Genomic DNA, 18,357 nt, shown 5'->3' on the forward strand with positions numbered 1-18,357 from the left:
TCAACCCTCCATCGACTGGGCGGCATTGTGAATGGCCGCGCGGATCCGGTGGTAGGTGGCGCATCGACAGATATTCCCGGCCATCGCGCCGTCGATATCCTCGTCGGTGGGTTTGGGGATGTTCTGCAGCAGCGAGACGGCCGACATGATCTGGCCGGATTGACAGTATCCGCATTGCGGCACGTCGATCTTCACCCAGGCGGCCTTCACCGCATCGGCCTCCTTGCCCTCGACACCCTCGATCGTGAAGATCTCCGATCCGTCGACGGTCGAGATCGGGGTGATGCAGGAACGGCGGGTGAAGCCATCCATATGCACGGTGCAGGCGCCGCATTGGGCAACACCGCAGCCATATTTCGTGCCTGTCAGCTTTTCGAAATCGCGGATGACCCACAGGAGCGGCGTATCCGGATCGCCGTCGAAAGTCTTCGTCTGTCCATTGAGCGTGAAAGTAACCATGGTCGAGCCTCGGGGAATTTGGCTGGACCCATTGCGGCCCCAGCGAGCATCGCAGCTTTGTTCACGACGGATAAGCTAGGGCGACGCAAATCCTCGGCCATGGCAAGAAATGATAAAAGCGCGGCGCCCGGGGCGCCTGAGGTCACGCGCCTTCCGAGGGCGCCTGACCACTATCGGCAGCAAAGACCACGGTCTGCGGCCAGCGCAGCAATGCCTCGGCACCCGACGGCGTCAGCGCATAGACGCCCTTGTCCAGCCTTTCGAACCAGCCATAGACATTGCCGAGCAGGATCTTCCCGGCATCCGGCGCCTGCGCCTTCATGTCCCGCGGCCGCGCCAGTCCCTGCCGCAGGGCTGCAGCGCAGATCAGCGCCTGCTGTCGATAGGCGGTCATCTGCGGCACGCGGGTGCTGCCGCCGAGAACCGGGTCGCCACGGCGGCGCTGATGCTCACGCACCAGCCGCGACCGCCGCTTCGGATTGGTCCGCGGCATCGGCGATATCGAGGAGACGATGACGCTGACCTCGCCGGTATCGGAAACGCCGAGCATGCCGATACCCAGCCTGCGGCAGAGATCGCGGTATCGCTTGTCCGCCTCGCGCCCCCGCCCCTTGGCGGAGACCCGCGCGGCAATCCACACCTCGTCGCTCATCGCCGCCCGGTCCACCGCCTGCAGCACGAGCTCCAGATTGAAGCTGAGCTTCAGCTCGCAGACGACAACCACCGTCGGATCGCCCTCGCTCAGCCCGACGAGATCACAGCCGCCGATCTCGCCCTTGACGGCATAGCCTGCCGCCTCGAGGAAGGCTTTGACCGGAAGATAGAGCGAGGTTTCCATCGGTTACGCGGGATTGAGATCGGCGATCTCGCCATGGCGCGCCAGCAGCCGCGGCGACGACATGTCACCGGATTCCTCATCGACGATCACGGCATAGGCCGCAACACCGACGAAACGCGACGCCATGGAGCTCGCGATCTTCTCCGCACTCACCGCATTCGACGCCTGCCGCATCTCGCCCGGCACCAGATTTCCCCGGTTCTTGCGATACGGGAGCACGATAAACTTCTCAGCATTGGCCACGGCGACATTCCTCATTTGTTGTTCGCGAAATGTTCCGATTTGCATGGAGATGTCAATGGTGGAAGTGGATGGGGCATAGCGTGTGACACCCCCCTCTGCCCTGCCGGGCATCTCCCCCACAAGGGGGGAGATCGGCCAGTGGCGACGTTTCGCAAAACGTTGAGGATGGAGCGAGCGGCCAAGCCCAGCCAATCTCCCCACCTGTGGGGGAGATGGCCGGCAGGCCAGAGGGGGGGCTTGCGAGGCACAGCGCCCCAAAAATCAAGCCGCCTTCGTCTTCGCCTTCCGCGCCAGATGCGCCACGACATTCTCGATCATCCGCATGCCGGCATCGCCGCCGAGCGTCATGATCGATTCCGGGTGGAACTGCACCGCGGCGATCGGCTCCTTGGTGTGCTCGATGCCCATGATCGTGCCGTCCTCGCTTTCCGCGGTGATCATGAAATCACGCGGCAGGGTCGAGGGATCGGCGAAGATCGAGTGGTAGCGGCCGACGGTGACTTCCTTGGAGAGGCCGGAGAAGACGATGCCCGGCTCGAGCACGCGGATGCGCGACGGCTTGCCGTGCATCGGCAGCGCCAGGTGGCGGAGCTCGCCGCCATAGGCTTCGGCCAGCGCCTGCAGGCCGAGGCAGACACCGAAGATCGGCAGGTTGCGGGCGCGTGCCTTCTTGATCGTCGCCTTGCAGTCGAAATCCTTCGGATTGCCGGGTCCCGGCGACAGCACGACGAGATCCGGGTTCAGCCGGTCGAATATCTCCTCCGGCACCGGCGTGCGCACGGTCGAGACCGTGGCGCCCGTCTGGCGGAAGTAATTCGCCAGCGTGTGCACGAAGCTGTCCTCGTGATCGATGAGCAGGATGTTGACGCCCTTGCCGACGGCAGCGACGTCGCGGCTCACCTTGCCGGAATTGCCGGCCTTGGCATCGCGGATGGCGGAAAGCATGGCGGAGGCCTTCAGTTCGGTTTCGGCTTCTTCTTCCTCGGGGATGGAATCGTTGAGCAGCGTTGCCCCTGCCCGCACTTCGGCGATCCCGTCCTTGATGCGCACGGTGCGCAGCGTCAGACCGGTGTTCATGTCGCCATTGAAGCCGACCATGCCGATCGCCCCGCCATACCAGGCGCGCGGGCTCTTCTCGTGGCTCTCGATAAAGCGCATCGCCCAGAGCTTCGGCGCACCGGTAACGGTGACGGCCCAGGCGTGGCTGAGGAAGCCGTCGAAGGCATCCATGTCGTCGCGCAGGCGGCCCTCGATGTGATCGACGGTGTGGATCAGGCGCGAATACATCTCGATCTGGCGGCGGCCGATGACCTTGACCGAACCCGGCTCGCAGACGCGGCTCTTGTCATTGCGGTCGACGTCGGAGCACATCGTCAGCTCGGACTCGTCCTTCTTGGAATTCAAAAGCTTCAGGATCTGTTCGCTGTCAGCGATCGGATCGTCGCCGCGCTTGATCGTCCCCGAGATCGGGCAGGTCTCGATGCGGCGGCCGGAGACGCGCACGAACATCTCGGGCGAAGCGCCGACCAGATATTCCTGGTTTCCGAGATTGATGAAAAAGGAATAGGGCGACGGATTGATCGCCTTCAGCCGCTTGGAAATGTCGGAAGGCTTGCTGTCGCAGCGCTCCATGAACTTCTGGCCGGGAACGACTTCGAACAGATCGCCGCGGCGAAAGCTCTCCTTCGCCTTGACCACGAGCTCCGAATATTCGCCGGGGCGATGATCGCTCTTCGGCGGAATGGCATCGGTGCGCACGAAAGGCTCGGAAGCGATATCGCCCTGTTTGCCCTCGGTCGTCAGGCCGCCCTTGGCAAAGTCGTAGCGATCGACCCAGGCCTTGGCGGAGTAATTGTCGACGACGAGAATTTCGTCCGGTAGGTAGAGCACCATGTCGCGCTGGTCGTCGGGGCGCTTCAGCTTCAGGTCGATCGCATCGAACTGAAAGGCAAGGTCGTAGCCGAAGGCGCCGTAGAGGCCGAGACTGGCATCGGCCTGCGAATAGAAGAGATCGGTGACGGCGCGCAGCACGGTGAACACCGTCGGCATCTTCGAGCGCTCTTCCTCGGTGAACACCCGGTCGGGCAGCTTCACCTTGAGATCGAGACGGCGGGCGGTGGAGGCGCCGAGCTCCAGCTCGCGCACCGTCTTCAGGCGCTCGGTCACGAAGCCGAGCAGCACTTCGCCGCGCTCGTTATAGGCTTCGATCCAGACATCGCGGCCGAAGGAGGAAATGCCGAGCGGCGGATCGACGACGGCGGTGTCCCAGCGGGTGTAACGGCCCGGATATTCGTAGTTCGACGAGAAGACGGCGCCGCGGCGCTCGTCGAGCTTCTCGACATAGGAGACGACGGCATCGGCATAGGGGATCGGCCGCCGCTGCCGGGTGACGGAGATGCCACCCTTTGTCTCGTAGATTTCCGCACCATCATCCCGAAGGATCGTAACCATAGTTCCACTCCGTTATCGGGCCCGGACGAAAGGCGGCCATAAAACAAAAAAGCCGCCTCGAAGTTTCGGGCGGCTCACTCGTCGTCTGAAGACACGATTGGTCGAGGCCGCCTCAGCGAGCCCACCACCAAACTGCAATGTTCTTAGACGTGTTCATGGGCGAAATTGTTAGCGTGAAGAGTTTTCACGCGCAAGAGAATTTCTTGGCCGATGCGACCTAATCGGGTTTCAAAGCGTTCCTGCATCACCGCCGCAAAGCCGCGAGGAAGATATGCAGCGAAATTGCCTAGCCTATATCGTCAGCGCAATCCTTCTCACCAGCGCATCGCTCCCAGCAACCGGACCTTTGCCCGAAGAGAAACCCGGAGCGGCCAGCCCTTCGAAAACAGCAGATGATAAACCTCAGCCAGCGCAGGGAGATGTGCCAGTGCCGGAAAGCAAGCCTGGAAGGGCTGGAACGCAAGCTGACACCCCTGCTCCACCGGCTTCAGCTGACAAGAAAGATGACGGCGCCGGCGCCAAGCCGGAAGAGCAGAACGAAAACCAAGCAGCCTCCCCGCCGCCACCGCCAATCGAGAAGGAGGACCCGGAAGAGCTCAAGGCGTGCCTGATGGATCTTCGCGCAATGGGCGCTGAATTTGAAGAACAGCCGGCGATAGCGGGCGAGGAACCTGGTTGCGGTATCGAGCACCCCTTGAAGATCAAGAAGGTCTCGCAATCGATCACCATATCAGACGGCGCCATTATGCGCTGCAAGACGGCGCTGGCGCTGGCGAAATGGTCGACGGGAATGGTGCAGCCGGCGCTTGACGTGGCGATGCCTGGACGAAAGCTAAGCGGCATCGAACACGCGTCGACTTATGTCTGCCGTCTGCGCAATAGCGCATCAACAGGTAAGATCTCAGAACATGCGCGCGGCAACGCAGTAGATATCGCCGGTTTCAAATTCAGCGACGGCACGGAAATGATCATGAAAAAGCGCGATGAGGATTCGACTTTGGAAGGCGCATTCCAGAGAACGGCGACAGCCGCAGCCTGCCTCTATTTCACAACCGTTCTTTCGCCCGGTAGCGATGCGGCGCATCAAGACCACTTGCATCTGGATGTCTTGCAACGGCACGATGGATATCGCTACTGCCGGTAGACTGAGAACAACCGAAAAGCGCACTTTCAGGATAAAATTTAAGCACTTAAAAAACATGATAAAAAGAGTCATTTTTAAACTTGACTCTTTTTGTCAATATTCATAACAGTCTGCCCCGGGGCTTCCATCGCGGTGGGATCTACAAAAATCGAGAAGCAAAACGCGGCCATCACCATGGCACGCGACGGCTTCGCGCGTTCATTTGATAGGGGTTAAGATGACTACCAATTCACCATGGGCAAAGCATCTGCTGGCGGGAACAGCGATGGCAATTGCGCTCGGATTTGCTCAGGTGTCGATTGCGCAGGATGCCGAAACGACACAGCCACAGAGCAACTCGGGTGAGGCAACAACGCTGAAGCCCATCACAGTGAAAGGAAAAGGTGCGCGCATCGCAACCTCGCCATTGACGGAAACGACCGACAAGGCTGAGCTCGACGAGCGTATGGTCACCGATTTCAAGGATCTGGGACGGCGAGTGGATGCTGGCGTCAACGTCAGCAACCAGACCAATAGCGTGAACATCCGCGGCCTTCAGGACGACCGCGTTCTGACGACAATCGATGGCATTCGCATTCCGTGGCTGACCGACCCCCGTGACTCCGCCCGCGGCGGCCCGAACTCCTTCGATTTTGACGGCCTGTCGTCGATCGACATCACGAAAGGCGCAGACTCCAGCCGCTTCGGTTCCGGCGCGCTCGGCGGCGTCATCGAGCTTCGCACCCTCGACCCCTGGGACCTGATCGACGAAGGCAAGAATTTCGGGGCTCTCACCAAGACGACCTACGACAGCAGCGACCGCAGCTACAGCGGCAACGCAGCGGTTGCCGGTCATTTCAACGACACCTGGATGCTTTTCCAGGGCGGGTACAAGAAGGGCAAAGAGACTGGTAATCAGGGTGATATTGGCGGATATGGCACCGATAGAACGGAAGCCAATCCGGCCGATTTCGATCAGAAGAACGCCTTGGTGAAACTCTATCAGGATGTCGATGGCGGACATCGCTTCGGCCTGACGGGCGAGCTGTTCAATCGCGACGAAGACGTCGACAACATGCGCGGCACCACATCGTCATACGAGCCGGGATCGCTGAAGACCGGAGAAGAGGTGGACCGCAAGCGTATCTCGGCGTCATACGACTACCTGTCACCAGACAATGACAGCTGGCTCGACCAGGCCAATATCGTCACCTATTGGCAAAAGCAGAAGCTAAACAATACGACGGATGGCTTCCGCCTGCGCGACGGTCGTGCCGGAATCATCCCGGGCGACCCATTCCTCTACGGCTATCCGACCGGTGTCTACAAGCGTGACAATATGCTTGAGCAAACGTCCTATGGCATCAGTGGCAATGCCTCGAAGGAACTGGATATCGGCAATGTGAAGAATAACCTCAGGTTTGGCGGCGAACTCTACGGTCAGAGGACGCATCAGTATTCCGCTGGCGAGGACAATTGCCCGGATGTTGACTGGACCACAATCCCGCAACCGTTTGGTCCTCAATCATGCCGCATGCTGCACAGCAACTCCTCGGACATGCCTAATGTCAACAGCGTAGTGTTCGGGATGTACCTTGAGGACGACATCAAGCTTCTGAATGATCGCCTGACGATCACCCCCGGGCTGCGGTTCGATTACTACAAGCATTCGCCCAAATCGACAGCCGCGTACGAGGACAGCCCACTCTTCGACCCGGCGTACCTTGATGGAACCAGCGACTCCCGCTTCTCTCCAAAACTGCGTGCTGCATGGCAGGCAACGCCTGACCTCGAACTCTTCGCCCAATGGTCACAAGGCTTCCGGGCTCCAAGTGTGACGGAGCTTTATCAGACTTACGGCGCGCCTGGTTCTTATGCCCGCATCGGCAACCCCGATCTGAAGACGGAAACTAGCAATGGCTTTGAGATCGGTGCGAAATATGACTCGACCGACTACACGCTCGGCGCAACGGTCTTCAATAACTATTATCGCAACTTCATCGACACCGTAACCATTGCGCCTCCTGGCGGCGACTTCCCGGTTGGCGGCATCACCGGATATGACAATCTTGACCATGTGCGGATTTACGGCGTCGAACTCTCTGGAGAATGGCGCTTTGCTGACAAGTGGCGCACTTGGGGCTCTCTTGCGTGGTCACACGGCAAGAACACCGACACTGACGAATACCTGAACTCCGTCGCTCCGCTACGGGCAATCGTCGGCCTTGGATACGCTGCCGAGACTTGGGGTACAGATGTATCGCTGACCATGGCGTCCGCACGCGACAAGGTGAGCGGCACCGGATTCAAGGCGCCCGGATACGGTCTTATGGATGCAACAATCTGGTGGGAGCCAGAGCAGGTTGAAGGCCTGAAGCTGCAGGCTGGCGTCTTCAACGTCTTTGACAAGAAATATTGGAACGCGGTGGACGTACCCGATAGCGTCGATCCCTCGCAACGCGACTTCTACACCGAAACCGGCCGCTCATTCAAAATCGCTCTGACGAAGAAATTCTAAGACGAGATCGGCATCAAATTGACACCGCGCCCTGTTGGCGCGGTGTTTTTCGTTTCACGCCCTGGAAAAATGCAGGTCTTTTCCAGAAAACGTCAAGCTCACGCGCTGAATCTAAAGTCGCAGCCGGTCGAATCAATTCTTCAACTGCCCCTTAGAACAGCCCCTCGATATACCCCTGCTCGTTCAGGAAAATCCGCTCCGCCGACGGTGACTTCGGCAAACCCGGCATGGTCATGATCTCGCCGGTGATGACGACGACGAAGCCGGCGCCGGCCGACAGGCGCACTTCGCGCACCGGCACGATATGTCCTTCCGGCGCGCCGCGCAGGTTGGGGTCGGTCGAGAAGGAATATTGCGTCTTCGCCATGCAGACAGGCAGATTGCGGTAACCCTGCTCCTCCCAGGCGGCGAGCTGGTCGCGCACCGCCTTGTCGGCGGTCACTTCGCCGGCGTGGTAGATCTTCGAGGCGACGATTTCGATCTTCTCGAGCAGCGGCAGGTCGTCGCCATAGAGCGGCTGGAACTTCGCCTGGCCGGAATCGGCAAGCTCGACAACCTTGTGGGCGAGCTCCTCGATACCCGCTGAACCCTCCGCCCAGTGGCGGCAGAGGATGGCTTCGGCGCCAAGGCGGGACACATATTCCTTGACGGCGGCGATCTCGGCCTCGGTATCCGAGACGAAATGGTTGATGGCAACGACGACGGGAACGCCGAACTTGCGGACATTCGAGACATGCCGGCCGAGATTGGCGCAGCCCTTCACCAATGCCGCGACATTCTCGGCGCCGAGGTCTTCCTTCTTCATCCCGCCATTCATCTTCAGCGCCCGCACGGTCGCGACGATCACCGCAGCCGCTGGCTTCAGACCCGCCTTGCGGCATTTGATGTCGAAGAATTTCTCGGCACCGAGGTCAGCACCGAAACCTGCCTCGGTCACCACGTAATCGCCGAGCTTCAGCGCCGTCTTGGTGGCGACGACGGAGTTGCAGCCATGGGCGATGTTGGCGAAGGGGCCGCCATGCACGAAGGCCGGATTGTTCTCCAGCGTCTGCACCAGGTTCGGCTGCATCGCGTCCTTCAGCAGCACCGCCATGGCGCCGTCGGCCTTCAGGTCGCGGGCATAGACAGGTGTCTTGTCGCGGCGATAGGCGACGATGATGTTGCCAAGGCGCTTTTCGAGATCCTTGAGATCGGAGGCAAGGCAGAGGATCGCCATGACCTCGGAGGCGACGGTGATGTCGAAGCCGCCCTCGCGCGGAAAGCCGTTGGCAACGCCACCGAGCGAACTGACCATGCTACGAAGCGCCCGGTCATTCATGTCCATGACGCGGCGCCAGGTGATGCGGCGTATGTCGATATCGAGCTCGTTCCCCCAATAGATATGATTGTCGATCATCGCCGCCAGCAGATTGTGCGCCGAGGTGATCGCGTGAAAATCGCCGGTGAAATGCAGGTTGATGTCTTCCATCGGCACGACCTGCGCGTAACCGCCGCCGGCCGCCCCGCCCTTGACGCCGAAGCAGGGGCCGAGCGAGGCCTCGCGGATGCAGACGATCGCCTTCTTGCCGATGCGGTTCAGACCATCGCCGAGGCCGACGGTGGTCGTCGTCTTCCCCTCGCCGGCTGGCGTCGGGTTGATGGCGGTCACCAGGATCAGCTTGCCATCCGGCTTGTCGGCCTGGGCGGCGATGAAGCCGGCGCTGATCTTCGCCTTGTCGTGGCCATAGGGCACCAGATCCTGGTCGGGAATGCCGAGCTTGGCGCCGATTTCGAAGATCGGTTTCTTCTCTGCCGCGCGGGCGATTTCGATGTCGGATTTGATGGCCACGGGGATGTTCCTCGGAATGGTGTTATTGTCCGACCATGCCGCCAAGCCCGCGTCGGAAACAAGACCCCGCATGCCGCTTTTCACGCCGTTCCACGACAATCGGCGCTGCGCCTGCCGCCGGAAACGGCCTTTCATCCTTGATGCGGCACATCGGGATAGGCTATGTCGACCTCATCTTTTCTGCGTGCGGGGGCACCTCAAAATGAAATCACTCGAACTTCTCGTCGAGCGCATCATCCTTTCCAGCCGCTGGCTGCTGGTCGTCTTCTATCTCGGCCTCGTGGCCTCGCTCGCCGTCTATGCGGTGTCCTTCTGCTACAAGTTCATCAAGGTCGCAGGCGGCGTTTTCACGCTCGGCGAAGACGAGATGATCCTCGCCATGCTCGGCCTTATCGATGCCGCGCTGGTCGCCAGCCTCATCGTCATGGTGATGATCTCCGGCTACGAGAATTTCGTCAGCCGCTTCGACGAGGCGGAGGCTGACGCAGAGAACGAGGTCTCGTTCCTCGGCAAGCTCGATTCCGGCAGCCTGAAGATCAAGGTCGCCTCCTCGATCGTCGCCATCTCCTCGATCCACCTGCTGCAGGTCTTCCTGAATGTCGATCAGTACGAAGACGGCAAGATCATGTGGCTGACGCTGATCCACATCGCCTTCGTCGTCTCCGCCGTCATGCTTGGCTTCCTCGAGAAGCTGATGAGCTCGACGAAGAAGAACGACCTGAAGGACAAGGACTAGCCGCCTGAGGCAACGGGTGCGGCCGCAACCGGCTGCGCCGCTGGCGTGGCAGGCTCGGCCGCCGGCGCATCCGCATGCCGGTGGCAGCGCGCACTTGCCGGATCATCCACCCGGCAGAGCGGGATCCCCGGGCTTTCGTTCGATGCCAGCATGTCGGTCAGCAGCCCGAGCTTCATCGCCTCGACGGAGGGCAGAAGCCTGAGCGTCTCCGGCGAGGCGCTCAGGATCCGTTCGATCAGATCCTGGCTGACACCCATTTCGGTCAGATAGGCGGACAGCACCGCCTCGGCCTGCTTGCCAAGCTTGGTGGACTTGCTCTGCCCGGCATTCTTGCGGCCGATCTCCTGGCGGGAAACTTCCTGCTTGCGGCCGTTCACCATCCGGTACTCTATGCGGTAGGACACTGTCACCTTGCTGTAGATCGTCGTGAACTGGTGGACGCCGATATAGGCCCATTGCGAGGCGACGCGCGAGGTGCCGCCTGCCAGCGCCAGCGGACAGGCGGAGACGCAATAGGCACCGCCGGAATAGCTGCGGCCGGTCGATGGCCCCTTCCTGGCGATCGACGCCTTGCAGCGCATGTCGGTCAGCGGGCATCCCTCGAGCCGCGTGCCGCCGACAGCCGTCTCGAACCCGCCCTTGCGGATCATCCGGCCCATCGCATAGGCGGCATTCACCTCCCCGCCTTCAGAGTGAAAGACGATCGGCACCTTCTTGTCGCCGAGCGTTTTCAGAAATTTCTTCAGCCGCCCCGGCGTCGCCTGGGTGATCAGCCCTTCGGCCGAAATCCATTCGGGACAGTCATCCGTGCAATCGGCGCTGCGCACCAGGATGAAGCTCATCGCCGGCTGCGCAGGCTTCTTCGCCTGCGTCTCCGGCCCTGTCTGCTTCGGCTTTGCCGCCCACGCCTCGCTGCCGGCCGAAAGCACCGGCTGGAAGGCGAAGACGAGCGAGAAAATCAACAGCTGTTTGACGACGAAAAGGATGGCGTTGCGCACGGGTCGGCCGTCTCCGGTTTGGATTTGCAAACGCTAGCAAGGCGGATTTCGTGCAGCAAGCGGCATCGCGATGAACAGCCGGAATATCCCGCCAAGGCCCGCAAGGCAGGAATAAAACTTCACTTGAAACAGGTTTCACCAGTGATTCTTACCCTCACAACACGGAGGGGAAACTTGATTGCTTCAGTAATAAGACAAGTAAACCTTCCGCATTCGCTACCTTAATAATACATTATACAACCATTAAGGGTGTTGGTGTGATTAATTTTTAACACTGTAAATTAATCAGCATGGCATCTGCGAATTGTGGCTAGCATCCCGCTCAGTTTTACGTATGTGTTAGCGGTAACATTCGGGTGATCGAGGCGCATTATGTCTTACATGACTACCTCAGAACGGCAATCGCTGCTGACAGGTGAACTGGCGGCCGCCCGAACGCGCGTCTTGTTTGTCCACGCGCTGCACAGGATCGCGGGCGCCTTCGGCCTCTCGCAAACCACCTTGTTTCATACCCCTTCGGCCGAAGACCTGCTCCTCAAGTCCCTGATCATCGAAAGCTCCCTGCCCGCCTCCTTCATCCGCGAATTCGACCGCTCGCACATGCTGCGCAGCTGCCCCTTCGTGCCGAAGCTGCGCGAATCGGCGGTGCCCCAGCACTGGAACATGGCCGAAACGATGCAGGGCCTCAGCTTTCCGTCGGAGCTGCGCAGCCTCGTCCTCGCCTACAACATGCCAACCGGCATCGCTTTCCCCATCAATGCTGTGGATGGCCATCGCCTGGTCTTCTGGTTCGGCGGCGAGCGGGCGCCCTTCGCGCAGAACGAGATCAACGAGCTGTCGATGATCATGCTGCATGCGCTCGATGCCTATAACGCCGTGCGCCGCAACGAGGACAATGCCTATAACGCGCTGTCGGCCCGCGAGCTCGAAGTCGTGCGCTGGACGGCGCAGGGCAAGACCTCCGTCGAGATCGGCCAGATCCTCGCTCTCTCCGACCACACCGTGAACGCCTACATGACCAACGCGATCAAAAAACTCGATTGCGTCAATCGGACCCAGTTGGTAGCTAAAGCCATTCGCCTGAAGCTGATCAGCTGAGAAATCAGAAGAGAATCAGCGCGCAAACCTCAATGGGAGGGAACGTGCCTCTTCGATTTGAACAGCCGGCAGACGGCAAGGAAAAGCAGACCCGCGATCATATCGGCATTACCGATCTAGAGATCGTGCAGATGGTCGCGGCCTACCGAAATTTCGGCTTCTGGCGCATCGAGGTGGAAACCGGGCATTTCTTTGCCAGCGAAGACATCTTTGCGATCTTCCGCATGCCTTTCACGGCAGGCCCCGCCAATCTCGTCGAAATCCTTTCGCGCATTCACCCCGAAGACCGCGTGCTGATCGCCGAGACATTCGAGCAGGCGAGCCTGCACAAGGCAGGCTTCCATTACGCCTACCGCGTCGAAAACGGTCTCGGCGGCTATAAGATGGTGCGCTCGGTCGGCAAGTTCCGCGACGAGGAGATCGTCGGCATCACCTACGAGTTCGTCGAGCAGCTGCGCGTGGTCGGCTTCGAGGACAACGGCGCCTGAGGCGCCGTCAGCGCCCCAGCACCGCGCGCATCTCGACCAGGTTCGAGCGCACCCTCAACATATAGAAGCCCATCGTCGCCAGATGGCTCGGCATGATCCAGCCATCTTCGCGGCCGTTCGAAATGATCGCCGGCTGGATGCGTAGCGCCGCCTGGAATTGCTTGGTCGTCCCGCCGAACAGGGCGCCGAGATTGCGCTCGGCCACGACCTGCGAAAAGTCCGCCCGCGCCGCCGTCAGGATGGCGTAATAGCCGTAGAGCTGGCCATAGGCGAACCAGAAGCGGTCGTCGGCACGCGTGTCGAACCAGCCGAAATTGTGGTTCTCAGAGCGCTCCGCCAGGATATCCGACGTGCCGCCGAGATCGTTGGCGATGCGGTCGACGAACTGCAGCAGGTTGTCGGCGCGGCCGTCGAAGACGGCGTTGCAGCCAGCAAGATCGGTGTTGAATTTGCGCAGCTTCTCGATCGCGGTGCGATAGTAGCTCGGCGTCGGCGTCTTCGGGCCGAACGGGTCGAGGCCGAAATACCAGCTGTACTCGTCATATTGCAGATAGCCGCGGGCATCCTGAAGATCGCTGTTGATCCCCGATGTGCCACGCACGCGCCCCAGCGTATCGACGAGCTCGGCAGAGGTGCGGCGCACCGCCTGATTGACGCCGCGCTGGAACGAAGCCTTGTTGTCGAGGAAGGGCGTGTGATCCCAGTCCATGCCGAAAAGCCCCATGCGATAGAGCAGCATGGAGGAGATCCAGGCATTCTGGTTGACGTTGGAATCGATCAGATCGGCGGTCACATCGACGATCGCCGAACGCTGGCAGGTCTTCGGCGCCGCAGCCGTCGTCGTCGCTGCGGCAGCGGACGCATCGGCTGGGATTTCCTGACCGGCGGCAACCTTGCGCTCCGAGAAGCGGTACTGATCGACGAAATTCGGATTGAAGCCGCTCCAGACCTGCGTCTGCCAGACGAAATAGCCGTAGAGCACCGCAAACAGCGCGATGACAGCGATCACCGGCAGGCGGACAAGCCAGGTGCGCCGCTGGTACCAGCCATGCGCCGCCATGAACGGCCAGAGGATGCCGGCGGCAAGAACGCTGAAGCCGCGGCCGATGGCGCTTCCGATGGACCTGAAGAAACCGGTAATCCGGTCGAGCATTGCCGTCTCCCCTTGCGCAGATTTTCCCCATCCACATAAGTGCTTGCCGGAACGAGCACAACAAGAGCAAGAGAAATTTGCTTTGCCCGCCGCAATGCCCGGTGGCGAGGGCAGCACCCAAACGGCCAAGTTTTCGACTGGCCCGCTCCCGTGATATAATCCGCCTCCCTACTGGCGTCGTCCGCCGTGGTCTTTCGTGCAGAGGCTTGCCTGATGAGCGAAGTGGACGTGCTTTTTGCCAATCTTGGACATGCGGCGGACCCGCAGACGGCGGAGTGCATCGAAAAAACCGTCCGCGACGGCTCCGACCGCGATCTCAACCGCATCAATGCGCTGGCTTTCGCAGACACTCATGGTCTCGATCCGGAAAAGACCATCGCCGCTTTCCTGCATGCCGCCCGCATCGGCGCCTTCGAGATGACCTGGAACGTGCTCTGCCCGGGATGCGGCGGCGTTCTCGATACCGGCGCGACGCTGAAGGCGGTCGATCGCGACAGCTATCATTGCGCGCTGTGTGCCGCCGGCTACGAGCCGACGCTCGACGAGATGGTCGAGGTCACCTTCACCGTCAATCCGCGGGTGCGCCGCATCGCCGCCCATGACCCGGACCGGCTGCCGCCGCTCGAATATTACCGGCAGGTCTTCTTCAGTTCCGGCGTCGATCTGCCCGACGATCTCGAAGAGCGCTTCGGCCGCATCCTGCTTGAGATCATCGAGCTCGATCCCGGCGAAAAGGCCTTCGTCTCGGTGCAGCTGCCGCAGCAATTCGTCATCATCTTCGACGCGGTGACGCATTCGGCGCAGTTCATCGATGTCCAGGGAGAGCCGACCAGCGAACGGCAGAACCTGTCGATGGTCATCGGCCAGGCGCACGCCACCAACGAGACGCTGACACTGCGCCCCGGCCTGCTGCGGCTGACGCTCGAAAACCATAGCGACCGCCGCGTCCTGCCGAATGTCTGCATCGCCAATGACGATCTGCACGACATATTGGGCCACCGCCGCCCGTTCCTGACCGCCAAGCGCCTGCTCACCAACCAGAGTTTTCGCGATATCTACCGGACCGATACGCTGGATGTCGATCAGCGCTTGCAGATCACCAGCCTGACCTTCCTCTTCACCGATCTGCGCGGCTCGACGGCGCTCTACGAACGCGTCGGCGATCTCGCCGCCTTCGATCTGGTGCGGGCGCATTTCAGGGTGCTGCAGGAGATCGTCGCGATGGAAGCCGGCGCCGTCGTCAAGACCATCGGCGACGCCGTCATGGCCACCTTCCCGAGCCCCGACCGCGCGGTTGCGGCAGCGCTCAGGATGCGCGAGGCGATGCTGCGTCTGAATGCCGAACGCGGCAGCGAGGACCTGCTGTTGAAGATCGGCATCCACGAAGGGCCCTGCCTCGCCGTCAGCCTCAACGATCGCCAGGATTATTTCGGCCAGACCGTCAATATCGCCTCCCGCGTCCAGGGTCTCGCCGACCCGCACGTCATCCTGACGACCGAGGCGATCGTCGGCAACGAAGAAGTCTCCGAAATCCTGCGCCAGCGCGGCATCACCTCGGTATCGCGCATGGAAGAAATCCACGGCATCGGCCGCGAGGTGCGGATCTTCGCACTGCCGTGAGCCCCTACTCTATGATCGGGATATGCGGTGCCACGTTACGCGGCAGGACGCCGGTGACGCGTGGGTCGTCGGCGACCTCGACCATGAAGGCGTAGGGTGTGAAGCCGGAGCGGCGGTAGAAGGTCAGCGCGTTCGGGTGGTCGAAATGGCAGGTATGGAGCCACAGCCGTTCGATCGGATGCGCCCAGGCGATCGACAGGACCTGGTTCATCAGATGCCGGCCGGCGCCTGTGCCGATCATGTCGTTGGTCACGCCGAAGAAGACGAGCTCACACTCACCCGCCTGCCGGAAATCGAGCTCCAGCATGCCGGAGGGCTTGCCGCCGGAGAAGAGAACGTGGACCTCGATCTTGGGATCGCCGAGCGTTGCGGTGAGCTCCTCATCGCTCATGACCAGCCGCGACACCCACATCCACTCCTCGCCGATCGCCCGGAAGAGCTGGCGATAGGTGGCAATGTCAGGAACGCTCATCCGCTCGAGCGACAGGTCCGGCCGTTCGCCTGAAGGCGCGCCAGCCGGCCTTTCCCGCATCTCCAGGCAGGTGACGGCATTGGCGAGCTTGCCCTTGGGAACCAGCGAATAGCCGATCGGCAAAACCGGGTTTGAAGCACTCACCGTCTCGTTCGTTTCCATCGTCACCCCAACCTGGCAGCCCGCAGAATTCCCTATCGAGGCAATAGCGGCTTGGCCGATTTTTGCAACGCCCCATGGTATTGAGGGAGACGCTCGCTCTGTTTCAGGCTATGAAATGCGACCATCATTTCCGAGAAAACCGAGGTCCCCAACATGGCTTTGAACGTGCTTTTCATCGGCGGTACCGGCCAGATTTCCTACCCCTGCGTCGAGCGCGCGGTCGCGCAGGGCCACAAGGTCAGCGTCTTCAACCGCGGCCTCCGGGGCGACCCGTTGCCATCCGGCGTGGCCTCGATAACAGGAGAACTCGGCTCGGCCGCCTATGCCGATCTCGCCAAGGCCAAATACGACGTCGTCTGCCAGTTCATCGCCTTCACGCCGGATCAGATCGCCAGGGATATCGAGATCTTCTCCGGCAATTGCGGCCAGTACATCTTCATCTCATCGGCCTCGGTCTACGAAAAGCCGGCCCGCCATTACGTGATCACGGAGGAAACCCCGGCGATCAATCCCTACTGGCCCTATAGCCAGGCGAAGATCGCCTGCGAGGAGCTGCTGAAGAAGTCCACCAATCTCGCCTGGACGATCGTCCGCCCCAGCCACACGGTTCGTACCGGCCTGCCGATCATGATGGGCGACAGCGATGTCATGGCCCGGCGCATGCTGGACGGCGAGCCGACGATCGTTGCCGGCGACGGCCACACGCCCTGGACGCTGACCCGCTCGGTGGATTTCGCCGTGCCCTTCGTCGGCCTGTTCGGCAAGCAGGCGGCGCTCAACGACATCTTCCATATCACCTCCGACCGCGCCCATATCTGGGACGATATCCAGAAGGCGATCGCCCGTCTGCTCGGCGTCGAGGCCAAGATCGTCCATGTGCCGACCGACACGCTGGTCAAGTACAATCCCGACTGGATCGGCCCGCTGACCGGCGACAAGGCCTGGACGGCAATCTTCGACAATTCCAAGATCAAGCGCGTCGCGGGCGATTTCACCTGCGCCGAAAGCCTGGATGAGATCCTGGCCGAACCGATCATGCATCTGAAGCAGCGTCTGGCGAAAAACCGGCCGCCGAAGGGCGAGCTCGATGCGCTAATCGACCGGATCTGCGCCGCGCAGAGCGCGCTCGGTTGACCGCAGCTAGACGCCTGTGCCGCTGACGGCGAGCAGCATGGAGATCGTCACGACAGAAAGCACCGTGGAGGCGAGAACCACCCTGCCCGTCAGGCTCGCCTCGCGGTTATAGAATTCCGCCAGCATGAACGGACCGGTGCCCGTCGGCAGCGCGGCGAGCAGCACCGCCGTATGCGTGGCAATTGCTGGAAGCTGCAGCACTGGCCCGGCGATCACCCAGGTCACGACAGGCTGGGCGATGAGCTTCAGCCCGACGAGGATGCCCGCCGTCGACAGCCGGCCGCTCGCCTTGCCCGCCTGCGTTCCCGCCAGGAACAGCCCGAGCGCAATCAGCGCGCAGGGAGACGCTGCGCCGCCGAGCAGCTTCAGGAAAGCATGAACCGGCGCCGGCAACGGCAGGCCGGAAATCATCACCAGCGCGCCGAGCACCGGCGCCACCAATAGCGGGTTCTTCGACAGCGACAGGAAGGTCTTGAGGGCGATGTCGCGGCGGCGGGTTTCCGATTGCAGCCCGCCTTCGATCAGCACGATCGCCAGCGCAAAGAGCACGCAGACCGTCAGGATGGTCGCGATCAGCGTCGGCCCCATGCCGGTATCGCCCATCAGCGACAGAATGAGCGGAAAGCCGACGAAGCCGGTATTGGCGTAACTGGCATTCAGAGCATCGATCGCCGCATCGGCAAGATGCCGCCCCTTTGCCATCCGCCACCACAGCGTCCCGCCGAAGATCACGGCGCAGCCGAGCGTGAAGGCGGCGATGAAGCCTGGCTGCCAGATCTCCGCAGGTTTCGCATTCGCCATGATGTCGAAAAGCAGCGCCGGAAGCGCCAGATAGACGACGAGACGGTTGACCTCGCGGGTAGCGTTCGGCCCGAGAGCCCCCGCCTTGCGGGCCACCCAGCCGGCAAAAATCAGGGCGAAAATCGGCAATACGATGAGCAGGTTCGTCAGCATCTCAGCACTCGATAGATCCGAGATTGTCGATACGCCCGCCGATCGATATATTCCAATGCCGATTGGATCGCTCATCAATACC

The 18,357-nt window shown here is 61.3% G+C and carries 16 protein-coding genes; 7 read left to right on the forward strand and 9 right to left on the reverse strand.

Translation table 11 applies throughout. From position 1 onward, the window contains the following. From ACODR6_RS15885 to ACODR6_RS15900, 4 genes are all read right to left on the reverse strand, one after another. Nucleotides 1-459 (reverse strand): (2Fe-2S)-binding protein, encoded by a 459-nt coding sequence (locus ACODR6_RS15885; protein WP_112719387.1) that lies wholly within the window; start codon nt 457-459, stop codon nt 1-3. 142 nt (nt 460-601) lie between these two features. Next, nucleotides 602-1,297 carry a DUF2161 domain-containing phosphodiesterase gene (locus ACODR6_RS15890; RefSeq protein WP_489022920.1) on the reverse strand — a complete coding sequence of 232 codons (696 nt, stop codon included), beginning with the start codon at nt 1,295-1,297 and terminating at the stop codon, nt 602-604. Between the two features lie 3 nt (nt 1,298-1,300). Beyond that, nucleotides 1,301-1,540, reverse strand: coding sequence for a hypothetical protein (locus ACODR6_RS15895; RefSeq protein ID WP_199627201.1), 240 nt, complete (start codon nt 1,538-1,540; stop codon nt 1,301-1,303). A 261-nt stretch (nt 1,541-1,801) separates the two neighbouring features. Further along, on the reverse strand, nt 1,802-3,991 hold the full coding sequence (locus tag ACODR6_RS15900; protein WP_199627208.1) for an anthranilate synthase: 2,190 nt from the start codon (nt 3,989-3,991) through the stop codon (nt 1,802-1,804). Between the two features lie 427 nt (nt 3,992-4,418). Between ACODR6_RS15900 and ACODR6_RS15905 the strand changes: the two genes are divergently transcribed. Together ACODR6_RS15905 and ACODR6_RS15910 are read left to right on the forward strand one after the other, a co-directional pair. Then, nucleotides 4,419-5,135, forward strand: a complete 717-nt coding sequence (locus ACODR6_RS15905; protein WP_489022923.1) for an extensin-like domain-containing protein — start codon at nt 4,419-4,421, stop codon at nt 5,133-5,135. A 217-nt stretch (nt 5,136-5,352) separates the two neighbouring features. Further along, nucleotides 5,353-7,632 carry a TonB-dependent hemoglobin/transferrin/lactoferrin family receptor gene (locus tag ACODR6_RS15910; protein ID WP_489022924.1) on the forward strand — a complete coding sequence of 760 codons (2,280 nt, stop codon included), beginning with the start codon at nt 5,353-5,355 and terminating at the stop codon, nt 7,630-7,632. Between the two features lie 151 nt (nt 7,633-7,783). Here ACODR6_RS15910 and ACODR6_RS15915 read toward each other — a convergent pair whose 3' ends face one another. Beyond that, complete coding sequence (locus ACODR6_RS15915; protein WP_489022926.1) at nt 7,784-9,460, reverse strand: formate--tetrahydrofolate ligase; 1,677 nt, start codon at nt 9,458-9,460, stop codon at nt 7,784-7,786. A 202-nt stretch (nt 9,461-9,662) separates the two neighbouring features. Between ACODR6_RS15915 and ACODR6_RS15920 the strand changes: the two genes are divergently transcribed. Next, nucleotides 9,663-10,196 carry a TIGR00645 family protein gene (locus tag ACODR6_RS15920; protein WP_112719393.1) on the forward strand — a complete coding sequence of 178 codons (534 nt, stop codon included), beginning with the start codon at nt 9,663-9,665 and terminating at the stop codon, nt 10,194-10,196. On the opposite strand, the gene ACODR6_RS15925 is transcribed toward ACODR6_RS15920, so the two are convergent. After that, nucleotides 10,193-11,194, reverse strand: coding sequence for a COG3904 family protein (locus ACODR6_RS15925; RefSeq protein WP_489022928.1), 1,002 nt, complete (start codon nt 11,192-11,194; stop codon nt 10,193-10,195). The two genes, ACODR6_RS15920 and ACODR6_RS15925, sit on opposite strands and share 4 nt — an antisense overlap. Nucleotides 11,195-11,566: 372 nt before the next feature. Between ACODR6_RS15925 and ACODR6_RS15930 the strand changes: the two genes are divergently transcribed. Continuing rightward, on the forward strand, nt 11,567-12,292 hold the full coding sequence (locus ACODR6_RS15930; protein ID WP_130277789.1) for a helix-turn-helix transcriptional regulator: 726 nt from the start codon (nt 11,567-11,569) through the stop codon (nt 12,290-12,292). A 44-nt stretch (nt 12,293-12,336) separates the two neighbouring features. Then, nucleotides 12,337-12,780 carry a PAS domain-containing protein gene (locus ACODR6_RS15935; protein ID WP_112719518.1) on the forward strand — a complete coding sequence of 148 codons (444 nt, stop codon included), beginning with the start codon at nt 12,337-12,339 and terminating at the stop codon, nt 12,778-12,780. Nucleotides 12,781-12,787: 7 nt separating this feature from the next. Here ACODR6_RS15935 and ACODR6_RS15940 read toward each other — a convergent pair whose 3' ends face one another. After that, nucleotides 12,788-13,933: a DUF2333 family protein gene (locus ACODR6_RS15940; protein ID WP_413709944.1), complete on the reverse strand. Its 1,146-nt coding sequence runs from the start codon at nt 13,931-13,933 to the stop codon at nt 12,788-12,790. A gap of 213 nt (nt 13,934-14,146) precedes the next feature. Here ACODR6_RS15940 and ACODR6_RS15945 point away from each other — a divergent pair, with 213 nt between their 5' ends. After that, entirely contained in the window at nt 14,147-15,553 is a 1,407-nt protein-coding gene (locus ACODR6_RS15945) for an adenylate/guanylate cyclase domain-containing protein (RefSeq protein WP_489022931.1), read from the forward strand. Between the two features lie 4 nt (nt 15,554-15,557). Here the strand turns inward: ACODR6_RS15945 and ACODR6_RS15950 are convergent, their stop codons facing one another. Further along, the gene (locus ACODR6_RS15950) at nt 15,558-16,187 is read right to left on the reverse strand and encodes a GNAT family N-acetyltransferase (RefSeq protein ID WP_449098701.1); all 630 of its coding nucleotides are present in this window, start codon (nt 16,185-16,187) and stop codon (nt 15,558-15,560) included. A gap of 153 nt (nt 16,188-16,340) precedes the next feature. Between ACODR6_RS15950 and ACODR6_RS15955 the strand changes: the two genes are divergently transcribed. Then, nucleotides 16,341-17,321 (forward strand): SDR family oxidoreductase, encoded by a 981-nt coding sequence (locus ACODR6_RS15955; protein WP_203428405.1) that lies wholly within the window; start codon nt 16,341-16,343, stop codon nt 17,319-17,321. Between the two features lie 6 nt (nt 17,322-17,327). Here ACODR6_RS15955 and ACODR6_RS15960 read toward each other — a convergent pair whose 3' ends face one another. Next, nucleotides 17,328-18,275, reverse strand: coding sequence for an AEC family transporter (locus ACODR6_RS15960; RefSeq protein WP_199627775.1), 948 nt, complete (start codon nt 18,273-18,275; stop codon nt 17,328-17,330). Nucleotides 18,276-18,357 lie beyond the last annotated feature (82 nt).

It is taken from the genome of Rhizobium sp. FG96, assembly GCF_057808655.1.

Bases quoted from the DNA above. Each gene is read 5' to 3' on its own strand.
- ACODR6_RS15885 (WP_112719387.1), bottom strand. From the start codon at position 459: ATGGTTACTTTCACGCTCAATGGACAGACGAAGACTTTCGACGGCGAT.
- ACODR6_RS15890 (WP_489022920.1), bottom strand. From the start codon at position 1,297: ATGGAAACCTCGCTCTATCTTCCGGTCAAAGCCTTCCTCGAGGCGGCA.
- ACODR6_RS15900 (WP_199627208.1), bottom strand. From the start codon at position 3,991: ATGGTTACGATCCTTCGGGATGATGGTGCGGAAATCTACGAGACAAAG.
- ACODR6_RS15910 (WP_489022924.1), top strand. From the start codon at position 5,353: ATGACTACCAATTCACCATGGGCAAAGCATCTGCTGGCGGGAACAGCG.
- ACODR6_RS15920 (WP_112719393.1), top strand. From the start codon at position 9,663: ATGAAATCACTCGAACTTCTCGTCGAGCGCATCATCCTTTCCAGCCGC.
- ACODR6_RS15930 (WP_130277789.1), top strand. From the start codon at position 11,567: ATGTCTTACATGACTACCTCAGAACGGCAATCGCTGCTGACAGGTGAA.
- ACODR6_RS15940 (WP_413709944.1), bottom strand. From the start codon at position 13,933: ATGCTCGACCGGATTACCGGTTTCTTCAGGTCCATCGGAAGCGCCATC.
- ACODR6_RS15945 (WP_489022931.1), top strand. From the start codon at position 14,147: ATGAGCGAAGTGGACGTGCTTTTTGCCAATCTTGGACATGCGGCGGAC.
- ACODR6_RS15950 (WP_449098701.1), bottom strand. From the start codon at position 16,187: ATGGAAACGAACGAGACGGTGAGTGCTTCAAACCCGGTTTTGCCGATC.
- ACODR6_RS15955 (WP_203428405.1), top strand. From the start codon at position 16,341: ATGGCTTTGAACGTGCTTTTCATCGGCGGTACCGGCCAGATTTCCTAC.
- ACODR6_RS15960 (WP_199627775.1), bottom strand. From the start codon at position 18,275: ATGCTGACGAACCTGCTCATCGTATTGCCGATTTTCGCCCTGATTTTT.